The 23,898-nt window shown below is 64.0% G+C and carries 19 protein-coding genes; 2 read left to right on the forward strand and 17 right to left on the reverse strand.

All coding sequences use genetic code 11. The annotated features are described in order from the left end of the window. Positions 1–168: 168 nt before the first annotated feature. The 15 genes from C404_RS46440 to apbC form a co-directional block, all read right to left on the reverse strand. Positions 169–2,448 (reverse strand): arginine/lysine/ornithine decarboxylase, encoded by a 2,280-nt coding sequence (locus C404_RS46440; protein ID WP_021195620.1) that lies wholly within the window; start codon positions 2,446–2,448, stop codon positions 169–171. A gap of 64 nt (positions 2,449–2,512) precedes the next feature. After that, positions 2,513–3,079 carry a dCTP deaminase gene (gene dcd / locus C404_RS46445; protein WP_012762552.1) on the reverse strand — a complete coding sequence of 189 codons (567 nt, stop codon included), beginning with the start codon at positions 3,077–3,079 and terminating at the stop codon, positions 2,513–2,515. 199 nt (positions 3,080–3,278) lie between these two features. Beyond that, complete coding sequence (locus C404_RS46450) at positions 3,279–4,154, reverse strand: formate dehydrogenase accessory sulfurtransferase FdhD (RefSeq protein WP_031329586.1); 876 nt, start codon at positions 4,152–4,154, stop codon at positions 3,279–3,281. A gap of 97 nt (positions 4,155–4,251) precedes the next feature. Beyond that, a complete protein-coding gene (locus C404_RS46455) occupies positions 4,252–4,794 on the reverse strand; it encodes a superoxide dismutase family protein (RefSeq protein ID WP_021195622.1) in 543 nt (180 codons plus the stop codon). A 78-nt stretch (positions 4,795–4,872) separates the two neighbouring features. Continuing rightward, entirely contained in the window at positions 4,873–5,190 is a 318-nt protein-coding gene (locus C404_RS46460; protein WP_021195623.1) for a hypothetical protein, read from the reverse strand. Between the two features lie 35 nt (positions 5,191–5,225). Beyond that, entirely contained in the window at positions 5,226–6,383 is a 1,158-nt protein-coding gene (locus C404_RS46465; protein WP_031329589.1) for a formate dehydrogenase subunit gamma, read from the reverse strand. A gap of 23 nt (positions 6,384–6,406) precedes the next feature. Further along, positions 6,407–6,643 carry a hypothetical protein gene (locus tag C404_RS46470; protein ID WP_021195625.1) on the reverse strand — a complete coding sequence of 79 codons (237 nt, stop codon included), beginning with the start codon at positions 6,641–6,643 and terminating at the stop codon, positions 6,407–6,409. Positions 6,644–6,645: 2 nt separating this feature from the next. Next, positions 6,646–7,317 carry a formate dehydrogenase FDH3 subunit beta gene (gene fdh3B / locus C404_RS46475; protein WP_021195626.1) on the reverse strand — a complete coding sequence of 224 codons (672 nt, stop codon included), beginning with the start codon at positions 7,315–7,317 and terminating at the stop codon, positions 6,646–6,648. Positions 7,318–7,333: 16 nt separating this feature from the next. Next, positions 7,334–10,342 (reverse strand): molybdopterin-dependent oxidoreductase, encoded by a 3,009-nt coding sequence (locus C404_RS46480; protein ID WP_021195627.1) that lies wholly within the window; start codon positions 10,340–10,342, stop codon positions 7,334–7,336. A 70-nt stretch (positions 10,343–10,412) separates the two neighbouring features. Next, positions 10,413–10,673: a twin-arginine translocation signal domain-containing protein gene (locus C404_RS0130125; protein ID WP_031329590.1), complete on the reverse strand. Its 261-nt coding sequence runs from the start codon at positions 10,671–10,673 to the stop codon at positions 10,413–10,415. Between the two features lie 234 nt (positions 10,674–10,907). After that, the gene (locus C404_RS46485) at positions 10,908–11,579 is read right to left on the reverse strand and encodes a TorD/DmsD family molecular chaperone (RefSeq protein ID WP_021195629.1); all 672 of its coding nucleotides are present in this window, start codon (positions 11,577–11,579) and stop codon (positions 10,908–10,910) included. Between the two features lie 32 nt (positions 11,580–11,611). Next, entirely contained in the window at positions 11,612–13,783 is a 2,172-nt protein-coding gene (locus C404_RS46490) for a 4Fe-4S binding protein (RefSeq protein ID WP_021195630.1), read from the reverse strand. A gap of 83 nt (positions 13,784–13,866) precedes the next feature. After that, positions 13,867–14,427 (reverse strand): DUF3306 domain-containing protein, encoded by a 561-nt coding sequence (locus C404_RS46495; RefSeq protein WP_021195631.1) that lies wholly within the window; start codon positions 14,425–14,427, stop codon positions 13,867–13,869. An 11-nt stretch (positions 14,428–14,438) separates the two neighbouring features. Then, positions 14,439–14,969, reverse strand: a complete 531-nt coding sequence (locus tag C404_RS46500; protein ID WP_021195632.1) for a DUF3305 domain-containing protein — start codon at positions 14,967–14,969, stop codon at positions 14,439–14,441. 3 nt (positions 14,970–14,972) lie between these two features. Beyond that, positions 14,973–16,061 carry an iron-sulfur cluster carrier protein ApbC gene (gene apbC / locus C404_RS46505; RefSeq protein WP_031329591.1) on the reverse strand — a complete coding sequence of 363 codons (1,089 nt, stop codon included), beginning with the start codon at positions 16,059–16,061 and terminating at the stop codon, positions 14,973–14,975. A gap of 206 nt (positions 16,062–16,267) precedes the next feature. On the opposite strand from apbC, the gene C404_RS46510 reads away from it, so the two are divergent. Both C404_RS46510 and metG read left to right on the forward strand, forming a co-directional pair. Next, a complete protein-coding gene (locus C404_RS46510; protein WP_021195634.1) occupies positions 16,268–16,897 on the forward strand; it encodes an OmpA family protein in 630 nt (209 codons plus the stop codon). 292 nt (positions 16,898–17,189) lie between these two features. Beyond that, positions 17,190–19,259: a methionine--tRNA ligase gene (gene metG / locus C404_RS46515; protein WP_021195635.1), complete on the forward strand. Its 2,070-nt coding sequence runs from the start codon at positions 17,190–17,192 to the stop codon at positions 19,257–19,259. 85 nt (positions 19,260–19,344) lie between these two features. Here metG and C404_RS46520 read toward each other — a convergent pair whose 3' ends face one another. Continuing rightward, positions 19,345–19,887 carry a hypothetical protein gene (locus tag C404_RS46520; protein ID WP_031329592.1) on the reverse strand — a complete coding sequence of 181 codons (543 nt, stop codon included), beginning with the start codon at positions 19,885–19,887 and terminating at the stop codon, positions 19,345–19,347. A 96-nt stretch (positions 19,888–19,983) separates the two neighbouring features. Beyond that, positions 19,984–23,895 carry a translocation/assembly module TamB domain-containing protein gene (locus tag C404_RS46525; protein WP_021195637.1) on the reverse strand — a complete coding sequence of 1,304 codons (3,912 nt, stop codon included), beginning with the start codon at positions 23,893–23,895 and terminating at the stop codon, positions 19,984–19,986. Positions 23,896–23,898: the final 3 nt, after the last annotated feature.

A 23,898-nucleotide genomic window follows, 5' to 3' on the forward strand; every position in this document is an offset into this window, starting at 1 on the left:
AACGCCGCGCTGATTTGCGCGGCGTTTTTGTTTGCTCCCTGCAACCGGGGAAGATGCCGAAAAGCGTAGCGAGCGGTTCAAGGTTGGCCCGAGAAGTGCAGCCGTACATGGGTACGGCGAGCATCGCAGGGCCAAGATTGAGCCGCGCAGTAGCTTTGCGGCGTCTTCCTATCGCACGCAGTCGACGAAGTAACCCGTCTTGCCGTCGATTTCCTCTTCCACTAGGCCGTGGATATCGGTTTCGAAGCCCGGGAACAGCTTGTTGAACTCACGCGCAAACTGCAGGTACTGCACGATCGTCTTGTTGAAGCGCTCGCCAGGGATCAGCAGCGGAATGCCCGGCGGATACGGCGTCAGCAGGATGGCAGTGATGCGGCCTTCCAGGTCGTCGATCGCCACGCGTTCGGTTTCGCGGTGGGCCATCTTGGCCCAGGCGTCCGACGGCTTCATCGCCGGTTCCATGATCGACAGGTACATCTCGGTCGTCACGCGGGCCACGTCGTTGGCCTGGTAAACGCTGTGGATGCTGTCGCACAGCTCGCGCAGGCCGATGCGCTCGTACTGCGGGAACTGGCGCACGAACTCCGGCAACACGCGCCAGCACGGCTGGTTGTTGTCGTAGTCGTCCTTGAACTGCTGCAGCTCGGTCACCAGCGAGTTCCAGCGGCCCTTGGTGATGCCGATGGTGAACATGATGAAGAACGAGTACAGACCGGTCTTCTCGACGATGATGCCGTGCTCGGCCAGGTAGCGCGTGACGATGGCGGCCGGGATGCCCGAGTCGCTGAACTTGCCGTCCACGTCCAGACCCGGGGTGATGATGGTGGCCTTGATCGGGTCGAGCAGATTGAAGTCTTCTGCCAGGTTGCCGAAACCGTGCCAGCGCTCGTTGGCCTTGAGCATCCACGCTTCGCGCTCTTCAATGCCTTCGTCCGACAGGTCGTTCGGGCCCCAGACCTTGAACCACCAGTCGTCGCCCTTGCCGTTGCCGCCATTCGTGCCAACGTACTCCTGCTCCACCTTGCGCATGGCGCGGCGGAAGTCCAGCGCTTCGGCAATGCTCTCTTCCACCAGTGCGGTGCCGCCCGGCGCTTCCATCATCGCCGCGGCCACGTCGCACGAGGCAATGATCGAGTACTGCGGGCTCGTCGACGTGTGCATCAGATACGCCTCGTTAAAGCGGTACGTATCGAGCTTGCGTGTCTCCGAATCCTGCACGAGGATCTGCGAGGCCTGCGACAGACCGGCCAGCAGCTTGTGCGTAGACTGCGTGGCGAACACCAGCGCGTCCTTGCTGCGCGCGCGGCCGTGGCCGATGGCGTGCATGTCCTCGTAGAACGGGTGGAACGACGCGTGCGGCAGCCAGGCTTCGTCAAAGTGCAGCGTGTCGATTTCGGTCGACAGCATGTTCTTGATCATCTCGGCGTTGTACAGCACGCCGTCGTACGTACCCTGCGTGATGGTCAGGATGCGCGGCTTCTTGTTCTTGGCCTGGCTGGCAAACGGGTGATCGGCGATCTTCTTGGCAATCGTCTCTGGCTCGAACTCGCTCTTCGGAATCGGGCCGATGATGCCGAAGTGGTTGCGCGTCGGCATCAGGAACACGGGAATCGCGCCCGTCATCATGATCGCGTGCAGGATCGACTTGTGGCAGTTGCGGTCCACCACGACGATGTCGCCGGGTGCCACGTTGGCGTGCCACACCATCTTGTTCGACGTGGACGTGCCGTTGGTCACGAAGAACATGTGGTCCGAGCCGAAGATGCGCGCAGCGTTGCGCTCGGATGCGGCCACCGGGCCCGTGTGGTCGAGCAGCTGGCCGAGTTCTTCCACCGCGTTGCAGACGTCGGCGCGCAGCATGTTCTCGCCAAAGAACTGGTGGAACACCTGCCCCACCGGGCTCTTGAGGAACGCCACACCACCCGAGTGCCCCGGGCAGTGCCACGAGTACGAGCTGTCCTGCGCGTAGTCGATCAGCGCCTTGAAGAACGGCGGCGGCAGCGAATCGAGGTAGTTGCGCGCTTCACGGATGATGTGTCGGGCCACGAACTCCGGCGTGTCCTCGAACATGTGGATGAAGCCGTGCAGCTCGCGCAGCACGTCGTTCGGCAGGTGGCGCGAGGTGCGCGTTTCGCCATACAGGAAGATGGGGATGTCGGCGTTGCGGCGGCGCACTTCAGCGACGAAGCTGCGCAGGTTTTCGACCGCTTCCGGCTCCGGCTTGTCGTTGTCCGGGTTGATGAACTCGTCATCGTCGATCGAGACGATAAAGGTCGACGCGCGGCTCGACTGCTGCGCGAACGAGGTCAGGTCACCATAGCTGGTGAGGCCCGTGACCTCCATGCCCTCTTGCTCGATGGCCTGGGCCAGCGCGCGAATACCCGACCCGGAGACGTTCTCGGAGCGGAAGTCCTCGTCGATGATGATGACGGGAAAGCGGAATTTCATCGTGGTTCCTTGACAGATGAAATAGAAGACACCGCTCCGGAAACTCGGAAACGGACTACAAAAACTAGGTCTTGGGCAGCGTCACACCGTGCTGGCCCTGGTACTTGCCGCCGCGGTCCTTGTACGAGGTTTCGCACTCCTCGTCGCTCTCGAAGAACAGCACCTGCGCGCAGCCTTCGCCGGCGTAGATCTTGGCGGGCAGCGGCGTGGTGTTCGAGAACTCCAGCGTCACGTAGCCTTCCCACTCGGGCTCGAACGGCGTGACGTTGACGATGATCCCGCAGCGCGCGTACGTGCTCTTGCCCAGACACACGGTCAGCACCGTGCGCGGGATGCGGAAGTACTCCATCGTGCGGGCCAGCGCGAACGAGTTCGGCGGGATGATGCACACATCGCCCTTGAAGTCGACAAACGACTTCTCGTCGAAGTTCTTCGGATCGACGATGGTGCTGTTGATGTTGGTGAAGATCTTGAATTCGTCGGCGCAGCGGATGTCGTAGCCGTAGCTCGACGTGCCGTAGGAGACGATGCGGCGCCCTTCGGATTCGCGCACCTGACCGGGCTCGAACGGCTCGATCATGCCGTGCTGCTCGGCCATGCGGCGGATCCACTTGTCGGATTTGATGCTCATGGAGCGTCCAGATACCTTGGATGAACAAATGGGGGCAGGCTTCGCGGTGCGAAAACTGTCCCCATTTGGTCACGCCGGTGGCCGGGCCCGGCGGGGTGATCCCTTGGGTGATCCCCGTTTGGAACGCGGATTGTACTCCCAAACCTGTGACGGAAAACCCCGCGCCGGACGCAGACTTGCCTGGGCCTGAACGACCCGCTCAGCTGCCCGACCCCACGGCCTGCGGCAGCTCGCCGCGCGGGCCAACCACCTTGGCCATTTCCGGCTCGGCCACAAACCGGTCGCGGCCGGTATAGAGCAGGAAGTGCCGACCAGTGCACCGCGCAAACAGGGTCAGGTTGACCCGCAGCGCCATCTGGTGACCCATCTGCGTGACACCCGAGCGCGTGAGCAGGAACGGAATGCCCATTTGCGCACCCTTGATGACCATCTCGGAAGTCAGGCGTCCGGTGGTGTAGAAGATCTTGTCGCTGCCGTCCATGCCTTCCAGCCACATGCGGCCGGCAATGGCATCCACGGCATTGTGGCGACCCACGTCTTCAATGAAGATCAACAGCTCGCCACGCGCATCGAACAACGCGCAGCCGTGCACAGAACCCGCCTGTTTGTAGATCGACTGCTGCAGGCGGATGGTGTCGACCACGCGGTACAGCGTGGTTTGCGTGATGCGCGCCTCGGGCGGCAGGTGGATGGTGTCGATCTCGTCCATCAGCGAGCCGAACACGGTGCCCTGCCCGCAGCCGGTGGTGACGGTGCGGCGTGAAGTCTTCTCGTCCAGGTCGGCAATGCCAGCGCGGGTGGTGACGGCAGCCGATTCGGTTTCCCAATCGACCTGCACCGACGCAATGTCTTCGATGCTGCTGACGAGTCGCTGGTTGCGCAGATAGCCGAGCACGAGCGCTTCGGGTGCACCGCCCAACGTCATCAGCGTGACGAGTTCGCGCTTGTCCAGATAGACCGTCAGCGGGCGTTCTCCGGGGATGTATACCTCGCGTGCGCGGCCCAGCTCGTCGAGCACTTCAACCTCGTCGAGCAATGGAACAGAAGCGTTGGTCAGTTCGGGGCGCAGCGGCATCGGATCTTCGTCCAAACAAAAATGCGCACGGCAAGCGTGCGCATGGGCATGCGGCTGGCGCCCTCTTTCTCAAGCGGGCGCCGCGTGCGGGCTCAGGTCAGTTGGCCACGATCACGCCGCAGGCGATGCGCCCGCCGGAATTGCCGGTGGGCTGGGTTACATAGTCATCCTTGCCAGCATGGACGACCAGCGCATGGCCGACCAGGCTGGTCGGGCCGGGCGAGAGCGTCACGCCGGAGAGGGTGATCGAGCCGACGGCCTTGCCGTTGGCATCGGATTGCAGCATCGGGATGTCGCCAGCATGGTGCGGCCCGCTGACCGGGTTGCCGTGTTGCTGGCCAGTCGGGTTGAAGTGGCCACCGGCGCTCATGCCATCAGCCGAGGAGCAGTCGCCCTTCTCATGCACGTGGAAACCGAACATGCCATTGGCCGGCAAGCCGGAAATATCCACGGCCATGGCAACCCGATTGTCGCCTTGCTGTGCCAGCTTCACGCTGCCTTGCACGGTACTGCCGCTCTTGGGCGCCAGCACGGCCGAAGCCGCCATGGCCGAGTCAGCCGCCTTGGCCGTCGAGCCGGTATTCGATGCGCAGCCGGCCATCAGGCCGATCACGGCGAGTCCAATCGCGAGTTGCTTCATGTGTCACCTCCAGTCAGGGTTCACTTGCGAGCGGACGATTGTACTGCCGGATGATGAACTCGCAACATGGCCGCTGCGTCAACCTTTGGCAACAGGCGCCGATGCGGCTGGCGTCGGCGGCACGAAGGGCCCCGGATCGGCACACGCCGTGCCCGGCTGCGTATGTGCGCCCTTGCCACCAGCCTGGTAAGCCGCTGCGGTTTTGTCTTGTGCTTTGCACAATTGGAACGCCGCCACTTTGTCGCTCCAGGTTGCCTTGGCTTTGTCCACTTCAGCCTTGGCCTTCTGCTCTTCGGTCGGTGCCGGCAACTTGGCAGTGGCCAGCCCACTGGCGACGCACAGCGCAGCCGCAGCAAGCGTCGTACCTACGACACGTGTCATCGTGAAAACATGCATGGAGAGATTCCTCGATTCGGTGGCAGCCGGGCGCATCACGACTTGGCTGGCTGCTCGCTCGGTGCCGGCGGCGCCGGTGGCTGCGAGCGCTGCGCCGGGATCTTGCCGGCCTTGATGTCGTCATACCAAAGCTCGTGGTGCTCCTTGGCCCAGGCCTCGTCGACATAGCCATCGCGCATGGCGCGGTAAGCGCCCTCCATGCCGATCGTGCCCATATAGATATGGCCCAGCGACATGCAGATCATGCCCACCGCCGCAATGGCGTGGATGATCTCGGCCAGCTGCATCGTGCTGCGGTAATAGTCCACGCCCGGGACAATGCGATCAAGCACCCAACCCGAGGCCGACAGGATCAGCCCGAACAAGACCAGACCGCCCCAGAACCAGAGCTTCTCGCCAGCATTGAAGCGATGTGACGGCGGCGCATGACCATCGCCAAACAGGCCGCCCCCCTTCAATATCCACTGCAGATCGATCCCGCGCGGCAGGTTGTCACGCACCCACATCACGAAGGCCACGATGATGCTGACCGTGAACAGCGGCCCGATCAGGTTGTGCAGATTCTTCAGCACATACGTCAGCCAGCCGAACAACTGGTGACCCAGGATTGGCAGCAGGAAATGCTTGCCCCACAACATGACGATGCCCGACACGCCCAGCGTGCCAAAGGAGATCGCCATGGTCCAGTGCACATAGCGCTCGGTCGGCGTGAAGCGCTCGATCTTGCGGCCGGTCGGCGTTTCCTTCAAAGGAATCGCCCCCTTCCACAGGAAGAAGCCGAGGATGACCAAGGGCACGAGCACCACCAGCCAGCCACCCCACACGGTGATGACACCGTTGCGGAACAGGCGCCATTTCTGCCCGGTGCGCTGGATCAGTACACCGGCTTCCAGACCGGGGATGCTGGCGTAATGCGCCTGGTCAGAATTGACCTCGCGCCAGACCGGCGCGTTGTTGCCGGGCTGCGTGGTGCGTCGCACAGTCTGGTCCTGTGCTTCCTTGGCCAGATCGCGCTTCTGCACATCAAACACGTTCTCCGAGACGATGTTGGAGAACGGCTGCGTTGGCTGCACAGCCGGGTTGACGGGCTGCGCGTCGGTGGCCGGTGCGCTGGCCGGCTGCTGCCCGCACGCCAACGCCGACGCACCACCCAGCAGCAACGCTATCGCCCAATGTTTCCAAGAAGTGCCCATGGACGGACCTCCGCTTGCGCGCGTCATGGCGTCTTGTTGTACTCGTTCTGATACTGGCCGCGCGCGCGAATCTGGTTCTGCCAGCTCGTGCGGTCACCGGGCGTCCAGTTCTTGGCCATGAACGGGTCACCGGGCGCGCCCGTGTAGGCGGGCGCATCGTCCTTGCGGTGCGAGGCGAAAGCGCTCTGTTGTCGCTCACCGCAGCCGGCCAGCAGCGTGGCCAGCGTACCGGCGATCACCACGATCGAAATCGTCTTCATGGCTAGTACGCTCCCGAAGTGGGCGTATCCGGTTTGGCCGGTGCCCCCTGCGCTGGGGCTGCGGGTGCAGCCTGCGCGCTCTTGCCGGCGCCGCCATAGGCCGTGCCCCAACCGAACAGGTCCGCGCCCTTGCCCCGCTTCATCACGCGGTTGCGCAAGATGTCGGAAATCACATCGCCGTCGCCGCCGAGCAGCGCCTTGGTCGAGCACATCTCCGCGCACAGCGGCAGCTTGCCTTCGGCCAGACGGTTGCGACCGTACTTCTCGAATTCTTCTTCGCTGCCGTTCTTCTCGGGGCCACCCGAGCAGAACGTGCACTTGTCCATCTTGCCGCGCACGCCGAAGGTGCCCTGGCTCGGGAACTGCGGCGCGCCGAACGGGCACGCATACGAGCAGTAACCGCATCCGATGCAGACGTCCTTGTCGTGCAGCACCACGCCGTCTTCGGTGCGATAGAAACAGTCGACCGGGCAGACCGCCATGCACGGCGCGTCGGAGCAGTGCATGCACGCCACGGAGATGGATTTCTCCGCGCCGATCATGCCGTCGTTGATGGTGACCACGCGGCGCCGGTTCACGCCCCAGGGCACCTCGTTCTCGTTCTTGCAGGCCGTGGCGCAAGCGTTGCATTCGATGCAGCGCTCGCTGTCACAGATGAATTTCATGCGTGCCATGTTGATCTCCCCGTCCTTATGCGAACCGCTCGATCTGGCAGACCGTCGTTTTCGTTTCCTGCATCATCGTCACCGCGTCATAGCCGTAGGTGGTGGCCGTGTTGATGGCCTCGCCACGCACGATCGGGTGGGCACCTTCCGGGTAGTAGTCGAGCAAGTCCTTGCCCTGCCACCAGCCCGAGAAGTGGAACGGGATAAAGGCGTGGTCGACACCCACGCGCTCCGTCACCAGCGCGCGCACCTTGATCTGAGCGCCGGTCGGCGTCTTGACCCAGACGAAATCGTTGTGGCGGATGCCCCGGTCGGCCGCGGCCTTCGGGTTGATCTCGACAAAGTTCTCTTGCTGCAGCTCGGCCAGCCACGGGTTGGAACGCGTTTCCTCACCGCCACCCTCGTACTCCACCAGGCGGCCGGAGGTGAGGATGATCGGGAATTTCTCGTAGACCTTGTTCTCGATATTGCGCTGCTGCACCGTCTTGTACAGCGTGGGCAGGCGCCAGAAGGCCTTCTTGTCGTCGTGCGTCGGGTACTTGGCAACCATGTCGGGCCGCGTGGAATACAGCGGCTCACGGTGCTGCGGAATCGCATCAGGGAAGTTCCACACGATGGCGCGCGCCTTGGCGTTACCGAACGGATGGCAGCCGTGCTTCATCGCCACGCGCTGGATGCCGCCCGAGAGATCGGTCTTCCAGTTCTTGCCTTCGGCAGCCTTCTTTTCAGCGTCGGTCAGGTCATCCCACCAACCGAGTTTCTTGAGGAAGACGTGGTCGAACTCAGGGTAGCCGGTGGTCAGGTCCGAACCGAGCGAGAACGAGCCGTCTTCCGCCAGCAGGTTGACGCCATCCCGCTCCACGCCAAAGTTGGCGCGGAAGTTCCCGCCGCCTTCCATCACGTGCTTGCTGGTGTCGTACAAGTTGGGCGAGCCGGGGTGCTTGAGCTCCGGGGTGCCGTAGCACGGCCACGGCAGGCCGAAGTAGTCGCCGGTGAGGTCGTAGCCCGTTTCCGGGTCCTTGCCGCCCTTGCAGCGCAGCGTTCGCACATCAAACAGATGCATGTTGCGCATGTGGGCCTTCAGGCGTTCCGGCGATTGACCGGTGTAGCCAATCGTCCAGTTGCCGCGGTTGATCTCGCGCAGCAGCGACTCGATCTCCGGCTCGCGCCACGTCATGCCGGCGCGCTTGTACTCGGTGATCTTGCAACCCTTGCTCAGCTCCTTGCCAAAGCCAAGACGATCGGCAAAGGCCTGCATGATGACGTGATCGGGTTGCGATTCGAACAGCGGCTCGATCACCTTCTCGCGCCATTGCAACGAGCGGTTGGACGCCGTGCACGAGCCCGACGTTTCGAATTGTGTGGCGGCCGGCAGCAGGTAGACGGCGCGGTTCGGATTCGGCGGTGAGCCATCAGCGGACGGCATATTGGCCATCGCCGCCGTGGCCGACGGATACGGGTCAATCACCACCAGCAGATCGATCTTGTCGAGCGCGCGCTTGATGTCCAGCCCGCGCGTCTGCGAATTCGGTGCGTGGCCCCAGTAGAAGACGGCGCGGACGTTGTTGTCCTGGTCGATCAGGTCATTCTTCTCCAGCACAGCGTCCGCCCAGCGCGAGACGGTGGTGCCGGATTTTTCCATCATCTCCTGCGAGGCGAAGCGGCCCTTGATCCAGTCGTAGTCGACATCCCACACCTTGGCGAAGTGCTTCCACGCGCCTGTGGCCAAGCCGTAGTAGCCCGGCAGCGAATCGGGGTTCGGGCCGACGTCCGTCGCGCCCTGCACGTTGTCGTGGCCGCGGAAGATGTTGGCACCGCCGCCCGACTTGCCGATATTGCCCAGCGCCAGTTGCACGATGCACGACGCACGCACGATGGCGTTACCGATGGTGTGCTGCGTCTGGCCCATGCACCACACCAGCGTGCTCGGGCGGTTCATCGCCATCATCTGCGCGACTTTGAACACCTGCGCCTCGGGCACACCGCACACCTCTTCGACCTTGTCCGGCGTCCATTTGGCGAGCACTTCTTCGCGCACCTTGTCCATGCCGTAGACGCGGTCGTGGATGTACTGCTTGTCTTCCCAGCCGTTCTTGAAGATGTGGTACAGCACGCCGAACAGGAAGGCGATGTCCGTACCCGAGCGGATGCGCACGTACTCATCCGACTTGGCCGCCGTGCGCGTGTAGCGCGGGTCGACCACAATGACCTTGCAGCCGGTTTCCTTGGCATGCAGCAAATGCAGCATCGACACCGGGTGCGCCTCCGCCGCGTTCGAGCCGATGTACAACGCGCACTTGGCGTTCTGCATGTCGTTGTACGAATTCGTCATCGCGCCGTAGCCCCACGTATTGGCCACGCCGGCCACGGTGGTGCTGTGGCAGATACGCGCCTGGTGGTCGCAGTTGTTGGTGCCGAAGAACGACACCCACTTGCGCAGCAGATACGCCTGCTCGTTGCTGTGTTTGGATGAACCGACGAAGAAGAACGAATCCGGCCCCGTCTCCTGGCGGATCGTCTGCATCTTGGCGACGATCTCATTCAACGCCTGCTCCCAACTGATGCGCTGGTAGCGACCGTCGACGAGCTTCATCGGCGTCTTGAGGCGGTATTCGCCGTGGCCATGTTCCCGCAGGGCAGCGCCCTTGGCGCAGTGCGCCCCCAGGTTGATCGGCGAATCGAACACCGGCTCCTGGCGTACCCACACGCCGTTCTGCACCACGGCATCCACCGAGCAGCCAACCGAGCAGTGTGAGCACACGGTACGGCGCACGACGATGTCGCCCTTCCCTTCCGCGGCCTGGGCCTCGCCCACCACCGATTTCTTCACCAGTGAGAGTTGCGTGGATGCCAGCCCCGCACCCACGCCAATGCCGGAGCGTTTGAGGAAGGTGCGGCGGTCCATGGTCGGCAACGCGCCGGCCAGGCTGCGCGCCAGGCTACCGGCGAGCGACGCTGCGCCCTGGCGGCGAGTAGGGCCAGATTGGGAAGCAGTCTTGGTGTCCTGTACCGCCGGTTTGCGGGTCAGAAGCATAGGGGTCACCTGAAGATGTGGGGTGCGTGCAATGACAACAGCGGGGCAAACGGGAGCGAACGCGCCCGTGTCAGATCCACGTTGTCTTGTAGTACTTGCGGATGTGCTCGCTCAGACGGTAGCCCGTCGCGCCATCATCAGCGGGTTCGGCCTGCGGCGTAGCGGAAGCGATTGGCGCGTGCGCCAGGTGGTTTGCCGTGGCGGCGGTGCCGGCAGCAGCAGCGGCGACGGCAGCGCCCATTAGAAAACGGCGGCGTGTCGGCGCGTTGTCAGCGGACTCCACGGAATCTGCTTGCGGACGGGCGTGAGGGACAGTGTTCGGACCTGGCATGTCGATGCTCCCCGGTTTCGGGAAACCGATGATCGAATCTAATAGGAATTATCCGACATATTTTAGAAGCAACTGTCGGGGAAAACCATGCCTGACACCCTCACCGACTGAGTTTTCTTAGGATTTGGCGACGATTTCTTTCAATCAGCACAAATTAAACCGCCCCGCCATGACGTGGGCGGGGCCTTGCTCTTGGCGGCATGCTTATTTCTTAGGCAAGTATCCGGCGTGCAGTCACGCCAATTCGAGCGCGAGCCGCTCGACTTCAAAAAACGCTTTGGCCAAACCCGCCGCATCGGCATAAAAGCGGGCACGTGGATGCTGCAACACAGCATCGCAAGCGGTGTCGACCCATGACGCCAGATGACGCTGGAAGAAGGCGCGCTGCTCCTCCACATGGGCAATGGCCGCATCGTCGCCGGCAATCAGATAACGCATGACCTCGCACAGGGTCGCGAGGTGGTCTTCGGTTTCGGTGATGCCTTCGGCGCGCTCCAGGCCGTAGCGGCGCAGGTCGTCGCGCAACACCACCAGCGGCTTCTCGTTGAGGAAACCGGCTTGGTAGTACGAGCCGTACAGGAACACTTCCGGCTTGCCGACACCGATGAACAGCTCGGTGTATTCGTCATCGGCCTGCGCCGCGGTGGTCTGGCCGGCACGCGCAACCAAGCGGCGCCAGGCCTGCGTGAGCGCGCTGCTGGCGGCGGCTTGCGCATCAGCCGGGTCGGCGTCGTTCTCGCTGGCGGGCTCCAGTGGCGCTGCCGCAATCCGTTGCAGCAAGTCTGCGTCCGGCGCGTGGAAGAACAGCGTCGCCAGCAAACCATAGAGGTCTGCGCGAGCGAGATCCTCCGCACTGTCGGTGGGCGTGGCGGTGCGTTGGAATTGCAGAGGCTTGGCGTCGGTCATGGGAAACAGAAACGGGATCGGGAGTTCGTTCTTCAGTGGGTGGTGCCCGGACGTTCGCCGCGCTCCATCATGTCGATCACGCGGCAGTCGCCGCACATCTTCAGGCGCTCGGCGGCGGCACCGGAGAATGCGGGATGCGCACCAAGCTTGGCCAGCATCGTGGTCACCATCTGTGCAGTGCCGAACGGCTTGCCGCAGCGGATGCAGTGAAACGGCTGCGTCTCGTTCAGCGTGACAGGCTGGCGCGCCTCGGCCGACAGGTTCAGGCGCGGTACGAGCGCGATGGCATCTTCGGGGCACGTGGTTTCGCACAGGCCGCATTGCACGCAGTTGCGTTCGATCATGGCCAGCACTGGCCGCTCGGCCTGGTCGCGCAACGCTTGCGAGGGGCATGCCCCGACGCAGGCCATACACAGCGTGCAACGCTCGCGGTCCACGGTGATGGCGCCAAACGGTGCGCCAGCCGGCAGCGGAATCACAGCCTCGGTCGCCTTGGCGTGGCGAGCAAGATGCTCAAGCGCAAAATCGAGCGTCTCGCGCTTGGCGGCAGCCACGGCGAATGTCGCGGCGGGCATGTCACGGCGGAATCCGCGCAGCGGGCCGGATACGTCGGGCGCATTCAAGCGCGCATCGAGCGCGGCCGGGTCGGCAACATCGATCGGCACAACGCTCGATGCATCGGCTGGCTCGCCCAAGCCTTGCAGTACAGCCTGCGCCACTGCGACCTGCTCGGCGAGCATCGCCCGGTACTGCGGCGCGTCGTCTTCCGTCAGCAGAATGGCGATACGCGCGGCGCCATAGGCAAGCGCCGAGAGCCACACCTCCAGCCCCGTCGACGCCGCATGGAACACCTCGACGGGCAGCACATTCACGGGCACGCCCTGCGCCTTGCCGGTACGTGCGGCACGGCCCAGTTGCTCGATCAGTGCGCGGCCACGCTCACCGTTGTGCAGCAGAACCACCGCATCGCGCCCACCTGCCGATGCGTAGGTGTTCAGCAGCGTCTTGAGTTTGCGACCCTGGTACGGTGCGCTCGGGTACGCATAGGTGATCGCGCCGGTCGGGCACGCCGTCGTGCAGGCACCGCAGCCAACGCACAGGTTGGGCGTGACGTGCACGCTGCCGCGTCCGTCCTTCCATTGCGACGAGATCGCCGCTGCGGAGCACACCTGCACGCATGCATCGCAACCCACTTGGCCGTTACGCCCGTGCGCGCAGATCGATTCCTTGTACTGGAAGAACTTCGGCTTCTCGAACTCGCCCACCATCTGCAGCAGTGCGAGCGATGCCGTCAATTGACGGCCCGCATCAGCACCTGCGTGGAAGTAGCCTTGCGGTGGCTGATGCTGCGAAAAGGCTGGTGCGTCGTTCAGGTCAAAGATCAGGTCGAACTGGCCGGACAGTGTTTGCGGTGCGTTCACGCGGCCAAAGTCGATCGCCATGGCCTCACCACAGGCCCGTATGCAGACTTCCTTGCAATCGCGGTGGTCGCGGCAGAGATCGAGATCAATCTGGTAGAGCGCGTCGATCGCGTTTTCCGGACACACATCGATACAGGCATTGCAGCGTGTGCAACGGTCCAGATCGATCGGATTGCGGTTGCGCCACTGCACGTCGAAGGCGCCAAGCCAGCCCTTGATCTCCGCCAGTTCGCCTGCATGGACGGGCCAGCGCCGCTCCATCGGCGGCGAGAGTAGACCGGCGGACCGATCGCGCCCGGTGGCCAGTACCGTTACGCTCAGTTGATCGGCCAAACGCTCGGCCCACGGCATGACCCGCTCGGCGGGGCCGACGATCAGCAGGTTGCCCTCGGAGCGGTAATCGACCACCGGCACCGGATCTGGCGCAGGCAACCCAGCCACCGCCAGCAGCGCCGCAGTCTTGGCATGGAAACCACGCGCATCGCGTTTGGCACCCGCTGACCACCCGCCCGTCTCGCGCACGTTGACGAAGTGGATCGGCGCGGTCACACCTTCGTGCTGAGCCGCAACCTCGGCAAACAGCGCCTTCTCCTGCGTGCAGGCGACGATCACGTCTTCCGTGCCGTCCAGCGCCTGCGTGAAGGCGCCGATCTCGCGGCGGCACAGCAGGTGGTGCGTCTTGGCAGGCGGATCAATGGCGGCGTCGGATGCGCGCAGGGCGTCGCTCACCGTATCGGCGTCGAGCGGCATGGTGTGATTGCAACTGCAGACCAGCGTGGGCATGAATTTGTGCGTATGCGCCCGCGTCTGATGCGCAGGCTATGGGGACATGGCCGTACGGTCTTCTGCCGTACGGTCCTCTTTTTTTATTCTACGGACGGTGGCTTAGCGCCGCCATGCGGGCTTGCCTGGGCGGGATCGTCAATGACAGGCGACTCTGCCGGCTCAGGCGGCGTTTCGCCTGACACGGTGGGTGCAGCATCCGATACAGGTTCGATTCCTGTCGGCGGGCTCACCTCCTCATCCAGGGGCTCGAACAGCCTCAACTCCGCCGTGTGACGCAGTTCGCGCAGCATCTCGGGCGGAATTGGATCGGGCTGCGAGTAATCGTCGATGTAAGTGTCGAGCCCGTCCATCACGTTGAAGTGCGGATCGGCGAACAGCTTCTTGAGCGCAGCGCGCTTGACGACCTCGTCCACGCCGCGCGCGACGAAGGGGGCGAAATCGTCAGCCGGCGTGAGCTTCGCGGCGTCTTCGAGCGTCAGTGGCGGCGGCGCGTCAGGCGCAGGCTCGACCGGCACCGGTTCGGGCGCTACAGCCGGCGCAGACACCACCTCGGCAGGCGGCGCGACCTCCGGCTCGGGCTCGCCGCGCCGTTCCGCCGTTTTGCGGCGCGACCAGCGTGACAGGAAGGACTCGTCGTTCACGGCAGCCTCGCTCAGAACTTCGCGCGGTCTTCCGGCGGCAGAAACGACTCGGGCCGGCGCCGCTTCTTCGGCTCGGGCCGGTAGTTCTCGGCCACGTAGGCCTGCAGCCACTCCAGCGCAGCGGCGTCCAGCGGCACGTTTTCAACCGTCTCGCCGCCGTCGAGCCAGCGACCCGCCTCGTTGTAGCTCACCGATACCGTATGCGGAATCGCCCGGCCCTCGTCGGGCGTGCCCGCTTCGCCCAGGCGCCACAGCACGAACCAGCAAGGCGCGGCCGAGGTCACGTTCAAGTAGTAGCCTTCGGCCTCGTCGCGGAACAGCGTGACGTTGAAGCCGGGCGTGAGCCAGCGCTCTTCACTGTCTGAGCGATCGAGACAGCGCGGCTCGGTGCCGTATTCGCCCAAGTCCGGCACGACGGCCTCCAGCCGCCACTGGAACGGCTGCCAGCGGTTGGCGGTCGGACGGCGGCACAACACCACCGCCATCCTCACGGACGGACGCTCCACCTGACGATCATTGGGCAGCGGCTCGGTGGTGTCCATGGCTTACGTGTTCTGCACGACGATCGACGGAAACTTGCTCGTCATGTCCTTCGCCTTCTCGGCCACGGCAATGGCGACACGGCGCGCGATCTGCTTGTAGACACTGGCAATCGCGCCGTCGGGATCGGCCACCACGGTCGGGCGGCCCGAATCGGCCTGCTCGCGGATCGACAGGTTCAGCGGCAGGCTGCCCAGGAACGGCACGCCGTACTGCGCGCACATCTTTTCGCCGCCGCCGGCGCCGAAGATGTGCTCGGTATGGCCGCAATTCGGGCAGCAGTACACCGCCATGTTCTCGACCACGCCAATGATGGGAATGCCCACCTTCTCGAACATCTTCAGGCCCTTCTTGGCGTCGAGCAGCGCGATATCTTGCGGCGTGGTGACGATCACCGCGCCCGTCACAGGCACCTTCTGCGACAGCGTGAGCTGGATATCGCCCGTGCCCGGCGGCATGTCGACGATGAGGTAATCCAGATCGCGCCAGTTGGTCTGCTTGAGCAGTTGCTCCAGGGCGGACGTGACCATCGGACCGCGCCAGACCATCGGGTTGTCCTGCTCGATCAGGAAGCCGATCGAGTTGGCCTGCAGGCCGTGGCCTTCCATCGGCTCCATGGTCTTGCCGTCGGCAGACTCCGGCTGGCCCTGGATGCCCAGCATCATCGGCTGGCTCGGGCCGTAGATGTCGGCGTCCAGAATGCCGACGTTGGCGCCTTCCGCAGCCAGCGCCAGCGCCAGGTTCACGGCGGTGGTCGACTTGCCCACCCCGCCCTTGCCCGACGCCACGGCAATGATGTTCTTCACATTCGGCATCAGGTGCACGCCGCGTTGCACCGCGTGCGCGACGATCTTCATCGACACCTGCACGCTCACATTGTCGACACCTTGCACCTGGCGCAGCGCCCCAATCACCAGCTTGCGGATCGTATCGAACTGGCTTTTGGCCGGGTAGCCGAGTTCGACGTCGAGCGATACCTCGCCGCCGTCAACCCGGACGTTGCGCACCGATTTGGACGACACAAGGTCACGCTCGGTATTGGGATCCACCACGCCGCGCAGGGCTTCGGTGATCTGTTCGACGGTTACGCTCAACATTGACTCCACAAATCTAATGCAAATGGGGGACGGGCCAACGATTGCCCGACATGAACTTTGTCGGGTCCTGGCCACTCTATGTACTGTTTTGCTATTGTATTTTGCCGGCGCGACATTCGTCCGATTCCCCCCACATATCCCTAGGCCACGCCGGCCATCGGCAAACCAAACAAGAACCGATCCCGTTATTTGTAGGAGAAACCATGAAAGCCAAGCTTATTTCCGTCTCGCTTGTCGCCCTGCTGGCGGCCGGCTGTGCCACCGAGCAGCAGAACAACACCGCCGTTGGCACGGGCGTTGGTGCCGCTGTGGGCGCGGGCATCGGCGCGCTGGTGGGCAACGGCAAGGGTGCAGCCATCGGCGGCGCGCTTGGTGCAGCTGCCGGCGCAGCCGCCGGTTACAACTGGAGCGCCATCAAGTCCAAGCTGGCCGGCGACACGGCTGGCACGGGCACGCAAATTTCGGAACAACCTGACGGCTCGCTTAAGCTGAACATTCCGAGCCAAGTCTCGTTTGATACCGACAGCGCCGTGATCAAGCCGACGTTCCGCGGCGCGCTGGATAGCGTTGCGCAGACGCTCACCGCAAACCCGGAGCTCGCCGCCAATGTAGTCGGCCACACGGATAGTACCGGCAACGCCAACTACAACATGACGCTGTCGCAGAAGCGCGCCCAGAGCGTGGCGAGCTATCTGACCGACCGCGGCGTCGCACGCAACCGCCTGACCGCCGAGGGCCGTGGCCAGACGCAGCCGGTTGCCGACAACGCCACCGAGGCCGGCCGGGCACAAAATCGCCGCGTCGAAATTTATTTGAAACCAATTCAGGGATGACCCAGTCATAGAGAACAGGTACCGCTTGCTACGCATTGCTGGCTCGCGATGCGTGGCTGACCTCCCGGGCGGTACCTGATTTCTCCTCCTTTTCCGTTGTGGAAAGCTGCGCCGGCTCTGACCGGCGCTTTTTTTTGGATCACACAACCTGCGACGTCCTGCCGCAGCTTCCGAGCTTCGGATTCCCGCCATTCGTCGCACACCGGCCCCAGGCCGCCGAGCGCGCTAAAATACGCGTTTCCTCGCGCGCCGCCCCCTTTCTGCGGCCCGCCCGCACCTTTCTGGCCTGCCCATGTCCGAACGTCGCATCCTCGTCACTTCCGCCCTGCCCTATGCCAACGGGCCGATCCACATCGGTCACCTGGTCGAGTACATCCAGACCGATATCTGGGTGCGCTTCCAGCGCATGCGCGGACACGAAACCTACTACGTGGGCGCCGACGATACGCACGGCACGCCCGTCATGCTGCGCGCCGAGAAGGAAGGCCTGACCCCGCGCCAGTTGATCGAACGTGTCTGGACCGAGCACAAGCGCGACTTCGATAACTTCCTGATCTCGTTCGACAACTACTACAGCACTGACTCTGACGAGAACAAGGAGCTGTCTGAGCGCATCTACCTGCAGCTCAAGGAAAACGGCCTGATCGACGTGCGCGAGGTCGAGCAGTTCTACGACCCGGTCAAGGAAATGTTCCTGCCGGACCGCTTCATCAAGGGTGAGTGTCCGAAGTGCGGCGCGAAAGACCAGTACGGCGATTCGTGCGAGGTGTGCGGCGCGACCTATCAGCCGACCGACCTGAAGAACCCGTACTCCGTGGTGTCGGGCGCAACGCCGGTGCGCAAGTCGTCGGAACACTACTTCTTCAAGCTGTCCGACCCGCGCTGCGAAAACTTCCTGCGCGAATGGGTGGCCGACCTGGCCCAGCCGGAAGCCACCAACAAGATGCGCGAGTGGCTCGGCGATGATGGCGAGGCCAAGCTGTCGGACTGGGACATCTCGCGTGACGCACCGTACTTCGGCTTCGAAATTCCGGGTGCGCCGGGCAAGTACTTCTACGTGTGGCTGGACGCACCGGTCGGCTACTACGCCAGCTTCAAGAACCTGAGCGCGAAGCTCGGCCTCGACTTCGAATCGTGGATCAGCGCGCACTCGACCACCGAGCAGTACCACTTCATCGGCAAGGACATCCTGTACTTCCACACGCTGTTCTGGCCGGCGATGCTCAAGTTCTCGGGCCACCGCACGCCGACCAACGTGTTCGCCCACGGCTTCCTGACCGTGGACGGCGCCAAGATGAGCAAGTCGCGCGGCACCTTCATCACCGCGCAGAGCTACATCGACACGGGCCTGAATCCGGAATGGCTGCGCTACTACTTCGCCGCCAAGCTGAACGCGACGATGGAAGACCTGGACCTGAACCTGGATGACTTCATCGCCCGCGTGAACAGCGACCTGGTCGGCAAGTTCGTCAACATCGCGAGCCGCTCGGCGGGCTTCCTGGTCAAGCGCTTTGAAGGCCGCGTGAGCGATGCCGCCCTGGGCCATCCGCTGATGGTGCAACTGCGCGAAGCCGCCCCGCAAGTGGCTGACCTGTACGAGAAACGCGAGTACAGCAAGGCCCTGCGTGCCGTGATGGAACTGGCCGACGCCGTCAACGCCTTCGTCGACACCGAAAAGCCGTGGGACCTGGCCAAGGACGAAGCCAACCGCGAAAAGCTGCACGCCGCGTGCTCCGTGGCGCTCGAAGCGTTCCGCCTGCTGGCCGTGTACCTCAAGCCGATCCTGCCGACCACGGTTGAGCGCATCGAAGGCTTCCTCAACGTTGAGCCGCTGACCTGGCGCTCGATTGACTCGGCACTGTCGTCGGCCAAGCCGATCCAGCCGTACTCGCACCTGATGACGCGTGTGGACAAGAAGCAGGTGGATGCACTGGTGGAGGCGAATCGTCAGTCGCTGCAGGCCACTGCGAATGCGCCGGTTGCCGCCGCAAATGGTGCTGCCACGATCGAGCCGATGGCTGAGACGATCACCATTGACGACTTCGCCAAGATCGACTTGCGCGTCGCCAAGATCGTCGCTTGCCAGCGTGTGGAAGGCTCGAACAAGCTGCTGCAGCTCACGCTGGATGTGGGTGAAGGTCAGACGCGGAATGTGTTCTCGGGCATCCAGTCGGCCTATGCGCCGGAAGACCTCGTGGGTAAGCTGACCGTGATGGTGGCCAACCTCGCACCGCGCAAGATGAAGTTCGGGATGTCGGAGGGGATGGTGCTGGCGGCTTCGGCTGCTGATGAGAAGGCGCAGCCGGGCCTCTACATCCTCGAACCGCATTCGGGTGCAGAGCCTGGGATGCGGGTGCGTTGATCACCTAAGCCCACGCCAGAAACAGCAAGGCCAACCCCACGGGGTTGGCCTTTGTCTTTTGACGTGCCACTAGGCTGGCACGCGGTCAACCGCCATTCAACCGGTTGTCACTGCGCGATGTTGTCGTAACGCGCCCATCCGGCCCAAAGTGCACATTGAAGAACGCCTTCTCTGTCGGGCTCTCCATCCACTTGTAGCCCCACACTTCTTCCTGCTTGAGCTTGAACGCCTCCACCTTGCCCGGCTTGCCAAGCATCCGGCGGATGTCATCCTTGCTCTGCCCAACCCGCACACGCCCAAAGTTCTCGGCGGTGAGCACCTGCTCGATCTTGCTCACATGACCATCCGGGGAAATCGTCACCATCCAGGTTGAAGTCCCCTCTGGCCCCCGCGGATACTCCAGCTGCCGCGTGCCGCCTTCGTTCTCCCAGATCATCTCGGGCTCACCTGCGGTGGCCTTCACATCCGCCTCGGTCGATTGGCCGGCAACGATGTCCTTGAACAACAGGTTGTCTGGCTTGGCCGATTGCCACACGCGCTTGGCAGCGTCCCCCGCGCGATCGACAGCCTGGTCGACCTTCTGCTGATCGCAACCAAACAACCCGAGCAATGACGCCAGAATGCCCATGGTGACCCCCACTTGTGCGAGTTGACGACGATGCGGCATGGAACCCCCTCGTTCAAAACGTAGATCCGTCGCCATTTTGGCAGCCGGATCACCCGATTACCAACGCTTGTTGAACAGCACCGAAGCACCGTTGATCGTGCCGCCACGTGCCACGACCGACCATCGCCGTGAGAACTGCCACGTCATCTTGACGATGGAATCCGCGGTCGACAGGCTCTGTTCGTAACCCACGGTGATGCTCTCGGAGATGGCCTTGCCCAGGCTCACCACCTGCGGGTCGGTCAGACCCGAAGTGGATGCGCCGATCGAAAATTCATCCAGCCCGAAGCGCCGCGCCACATTCTTGCCCGCCACATTGCCCAGCAACCCCAGCGCTGCGCCGGACATCGCCTGCTGCTGGCCCAGACCCGCGTTGGATGCGCTGTAGCCAAACATCAGCCACGAGAGCTTGTCTTCATCCGGCACGTTCGGTTCGGAGACCAGCTTCACGCGCGGCTGACGCACCGTGCCCGTCACCTGCACGCCGGCCTCAACCTCCTGATTACGGCGCATGGCGGTGATGTTGAACGACGGGTTGTTGATCGGCCCGGTGAAGTTCAGCACGCCCTGATCGATGGCCAGCTTGCGGCCGAACGCTTCATAGGTGCTGCCCTGGCGTACGTAGATCGTGCCGGTGCCGCGCAACGGCACCAGCGGTTCACTATGCACCGTCATCTGGCCGCCCAGCGAAAGGTCGGCACCCGCGCCCTTGAAGCGGAAGTTGTCGCCAAAGTCGACATCGACGTTGATGACCGGGCTGAAGCGGCCGGCAGGCTTTTCTTCGCGCTTGACGCCGCGCTCGGCCTGATTGCGGGCAGCATCGGCACGACGCACGATGACCACGTCGTCACCCAGCGACGGTGCGCCGTCCTTGGGCAGATCGAACAGGCCGCGGTCGACCTTGAACTTGCCGGTAATGCCCACGCGGTCGTTGTCGTTCGCAATGCGCGCCTGGCCCGACAGCACCAGCGTGCGATCCGGATCGGCAAAGAGCTGCAGCTTGTCGGCAACGATGGAACCGCTCAGGTTGGGGTTGGCCTCGCCGAGTTGCACGCGGCCTTTCGCACGCACGGTGCCGTCGCCGCCGTAGAACACCACGTCCTGCAGGTCGACCACGTTCTGGTCCAGCGCCACGCGCACCACGCCCTTGGTCAGACGAATGCCCTGGTCGTACAGCGCCACCTCGATGTCCTGCCCGGTCAGGAAGCCGCTGATCTTGGGCGCGCCAACCGTGCCGGCAAACTGCAAACTGGCCGCCAGCTGGCCGTCGGTTGCCACGTCAGGACCAAGCAGATCGCCGATGCCCTTGAGATGCGGCAGGCTGATGGTCAGCCCGCCCGTCAGCGGTGATGCGGGCGACATCAGCGCCAGCGCACCTGGCACAGCATCGCGCGTCAGTCCGATACTGGCATCGAGGTAGAGATTGCCAACGCGCGTCGATTGCGCATCGCCGCGCAGTGCCAACCGCATGCCCTCACCGCGTGCCTCGACCACCAACGCGGTCAGCCCAAGCGGTGTGAAACCACGGCCAGCGTTGATCGACAGATCACCACTGCGACGGGCAAAGCGCGCCGTGCCGGTGGCTGTACCGCCGAGGTCCAGATCCCATTGGCCGTCGATGACGAGATCCGTGCGCACTGGCGGTGCCTGGCCAGTCCAGGTGTGCACCAGCTCCAGCACGCGAGCGATCTGCAATCCGTCGACACGGCCGGCGCTGCGCAGGTGGCCCTGGTTGGATTCCACGCGCTCGATGTGGATGGGCGTCTGCTCCAGCGTCAGATCTGCGCGGCCGATCATCAAGCGATTTGGCGCCACCGACACACGTACCGGCGCCGTCAATTGGAGGTTGGGCGCGCCCTGCGCCGACAGCGTGGAGATCGTGCCGTCCCACGCATCACCCTCTTTACCGGGCGTCAGTGCGCCATCACCAGCCAGCGCGAACTTGAACGGCTGGCTTCGCACGTTGCCGTCGGCATCGGCGCGGAAGCGGTGAGCGCGACGCGTACCGTCCAACGTGGCGTGCACTTCGCGCAATGACACACTCGGGGCCGTCACACGCTGCGCGGTCAGCTCGAACTGCAGCGGACCATCGATCCCATCGCGCATCTGCGCACGGCCATTCGCCAATTCGACTTTGTTGCCCTGATACGCAAGCTGCTGCGCGCGGAACGTGGCATCCACCTGCGGGCGCTTGATCGTGCCGGACACGTCGCCAGACAGGGTGAGCGCCCCACTCACGCCAAGCTGCAGGCGCGCGAGCTGTGGTGCGTCGACTTCTACGTGCAGGCGGTCGCCCGCCGCGCCAAAGCTGCCGCGCAGGCTGGCTTTGTTGCCGGCCACATCCAGCTTGGCGTCGCTCGGTAGCAGGCGCATCAATTCGTCAACCTTGCGCAGATGGACGTTGCCGTCGCCCGTCATCGGCAAGCCCGCGTAGTCGCTGTCACGCACCGCAAACTTGATCGCCGCATCAATCGGCTCACCTAGCGTGCCACGCGCGTCAAAAGACGCGTTGATACGGCCCTTGGCCACCTTGGCCAGCCGTGACGGATCGAACTCCGCCAGATCACCCTTGAAGGCGAACGACTGCGCGTCGTCATGCTTGAGCGTGCCCGCCAGCGTCAGCCGCGAGCGGCCCAGCGACACCTGTGCGCTCTCCACAGCCACCTGCGCGGCATCTAGCACCGCCTTGGCCTGTGCACGCATGTCGCCACCCGCCAGATCCAGCGCCACATGCTGCGTACCGCCTGCAAAGTCCACGGTGATGGGGCCGGCGAGCTGCGTTTTCTCCAGCGACGCGTGCAGCGCCTGCAGATCCAGCTGGCGCACATCGACGCGCAACGTGCCGTGGCCCTTCTTCACATCCGCGCTGCCGGTCAGTTGCGCACCGCCCAGCAGGCGCACGTCGAGGCCCGCGAGCTGTTGATCGTCTTCGTTCAGCCGCACTTGCGCACGCAGGGATTGCAGCGGCAGTTTCTGCTTGTCGAGCGTACCTGCCTGCGCGTTGTCGATCTGGATGGGGCCCGCGACGGTCAGCGTCTTGGCTTTCTCGTCGGGGCGCAGATCCGCGTGGATGGTGAGCGATGCCTCCGGTGCGCCCGGCGCAAACGCACGCGGGTTGACGTGATCGGCCGACACCACGGCGCGCGACAAGGGCAATGCCCCAAACGGCGTGGCGTCGATCTGCGCCTGCGCAGTCAGCTTGGCACCGGTGCCGGTCGCGTCGATATGCAGCGCTTCCAACGAGCCCGAAAGCTGCGCCGACACCGACGCATCCTGCTTCTGCCCGTTCGCTTCGAACTGCGTGGCCAGCGTGGCCGCCCCCGTGAGCGGATACGGCCGTGTGCCCGTCATGCGCAGCGTGGCCGCCAGCTTGCCGGCGGGCGTTTCCACCCCGTCGAGCAGCACATTGTGGTGCGTGCCATCGGTATGCACGCTGCCGGCAATCGACTTGAGTTCGGTAGTCGACGTGCCCTCGCGGATGGCGAGGCGGTCTACGGCCAGCCGATCCACATCCAACGCCAGCGGCAACACCAGCGAAGCGGGCGGACCACTCGGCGGCGATGGCGGCGTCGGATGCAGGATCACCTCGACACTGCCCGCTGTGAGATACGCAAAGTGGGCATGCCACGGCCCACGCGTGATGGTCCAGCGGCCTTCCACGTGGTCGATGCGCACTTCGGTGCTGCCCGCACGCACATGCACGTCCCGCAGCGACAGCCCTTCGCGCAACGTACCGCCGGCCAGCGTGCCCGATACGTAGTCGTGGCCCAAACGCGTGGCGAGCGACCACAACTGTGCGGTGCCCGTCGGCGAGTGGATAGCCCAGGCCAGCCAGCCGGCAATGCCAAGCACGATTACCAGCACAAGAGCGACGAGGCCGCCCAGCCAGCGTGCTAGACGACGGCCCCAGCCGCGCTTGGGCTTCGGCGCTTCAGGTTGGGTGGATGCTGGCGTCTGAGAGTCAGTCATGGT

This window comes from Ralstonia sp. AU12-08, from assembly GCF_000442475.1.
Taxonomy (GTDB): domain Bacteria; phylum Pseudomonadota; class Gammaproteobacteria; order Burkholderiales; family Burkholderiaceae; genus Ralstonia; species Ralstonia insidiosa.

Coding starts and splice junctions, on each gene's coding strand:
- C404_RS46440 (WP_021195620.1), bottom strand. CDS start 2,448: ATGAAATTCCGCTTTCCCGTCATCATCATCGACGAGGACTTCCGCTCC.
- dcd (WP_012762552.1), bottom strand. CDS start 3,079: ATGAGCATCAAATCCGACAAGTGGATCCGCCGCATGGCCGAGCAGCAC.
- C404_RS46450 (WP_031329586.1), bottom strand. CDS start 4,154: ATGCCGCTGCGCCCCGAACTGACCAACGCTTCTGTTCCATTGCTCGAC.
- C404_RS46455 (WP_021195622.1), bottom strand. CDS start 4,794: ATGAAGCAACTCGCGATTGGACTCGCCGTGATCGGCCTGATGGCCGGC.
- C404_RS46460 (WP_021195623.1), bottom strand. CDS start 5,190: ATGCATGTTTTCACGATGACACGTGTCGTAGGTACGACGCTTGCTGCG.
- C404_RS46465 (WP_031329589.1), bottom strand. CDS start 6,383: ATGGGCACTTCTTGGAAACATTGGGCGATAGCGTTGCTGCTGGGTGGT.
- C404_RS46470 (WP_021195625.1), bottom strand. CDS start 6,643: ATGAAGACGATTTCGATCGTGGTGATCGCCGGTACGCTGGCCACGCTG.
- fdh3B (WP_021195626.1), bottom strand. CDS start 7,317: ATGGCACGCATGAAATTCATCTGTGACAGCGAGCGCTGCATCGAATGC.
- C404_RS46480 (WP_021195627.1), bottom strand. CDS start 10,342: ATGCTTCTGACCCGCAAACCGGCGGTACAGGACACCAAGACTGCTTCC.
- C404_RS0130125 (WP_031329590.1), bottom strand. CDS start 10,673: ATGCCAGGTCCGAACACTGTCCCTCACGCCCGTCCGCAAGCAGATTCC.
- C404_RS46485 (WP_021195629.1), bottom strand. CDS start 11,579: ATGACCGACGCCAAGCCTCTGCAATTCCAACGCACCGCCACGCCCACC.
- C404_RS46490 (WP_021195630.1), bottom strand. CDS start 13,783: ATGCCCACGCTGGTCTGCAGTTGCAATCACACCATGCCGCTCGACGCC.
- C404_RS46500 (WP_021195632.1), bottom strand. CDS start 14,969: ATGGACACCACCGAGCCGCTGCCCAATGATCGTCAGGTGGAGCGTCCG.
- C404_RS46510 (WP_021195634.1), top strand. CDS start 16,268: ATGAAAGCCAAGCTTATTTCCGTCTCGCTTGTCGCCCTGCTGGCGGCC.
- metG (WP_021195635.1), top strand. CDS start 17,190: ATGTCCGAACGTCGCATCCTCGTCACTTCCGCCCTGCCCTATGCCAAC.
- C404_RS46520 (WP_031329592.1), bottom strand. CDS start 19,887: ATGGGCATTCTGGCGTCATTGCTCGGGTTGTTTGGTTGCGATCAGCAG.
- C404_RS46525 (WP_021195637.1), bottom strand. CDS start 23,895: ATGACTGACTCTCAGACGCCAGCATCCACCCAACCTGAAGCGCCGAAG.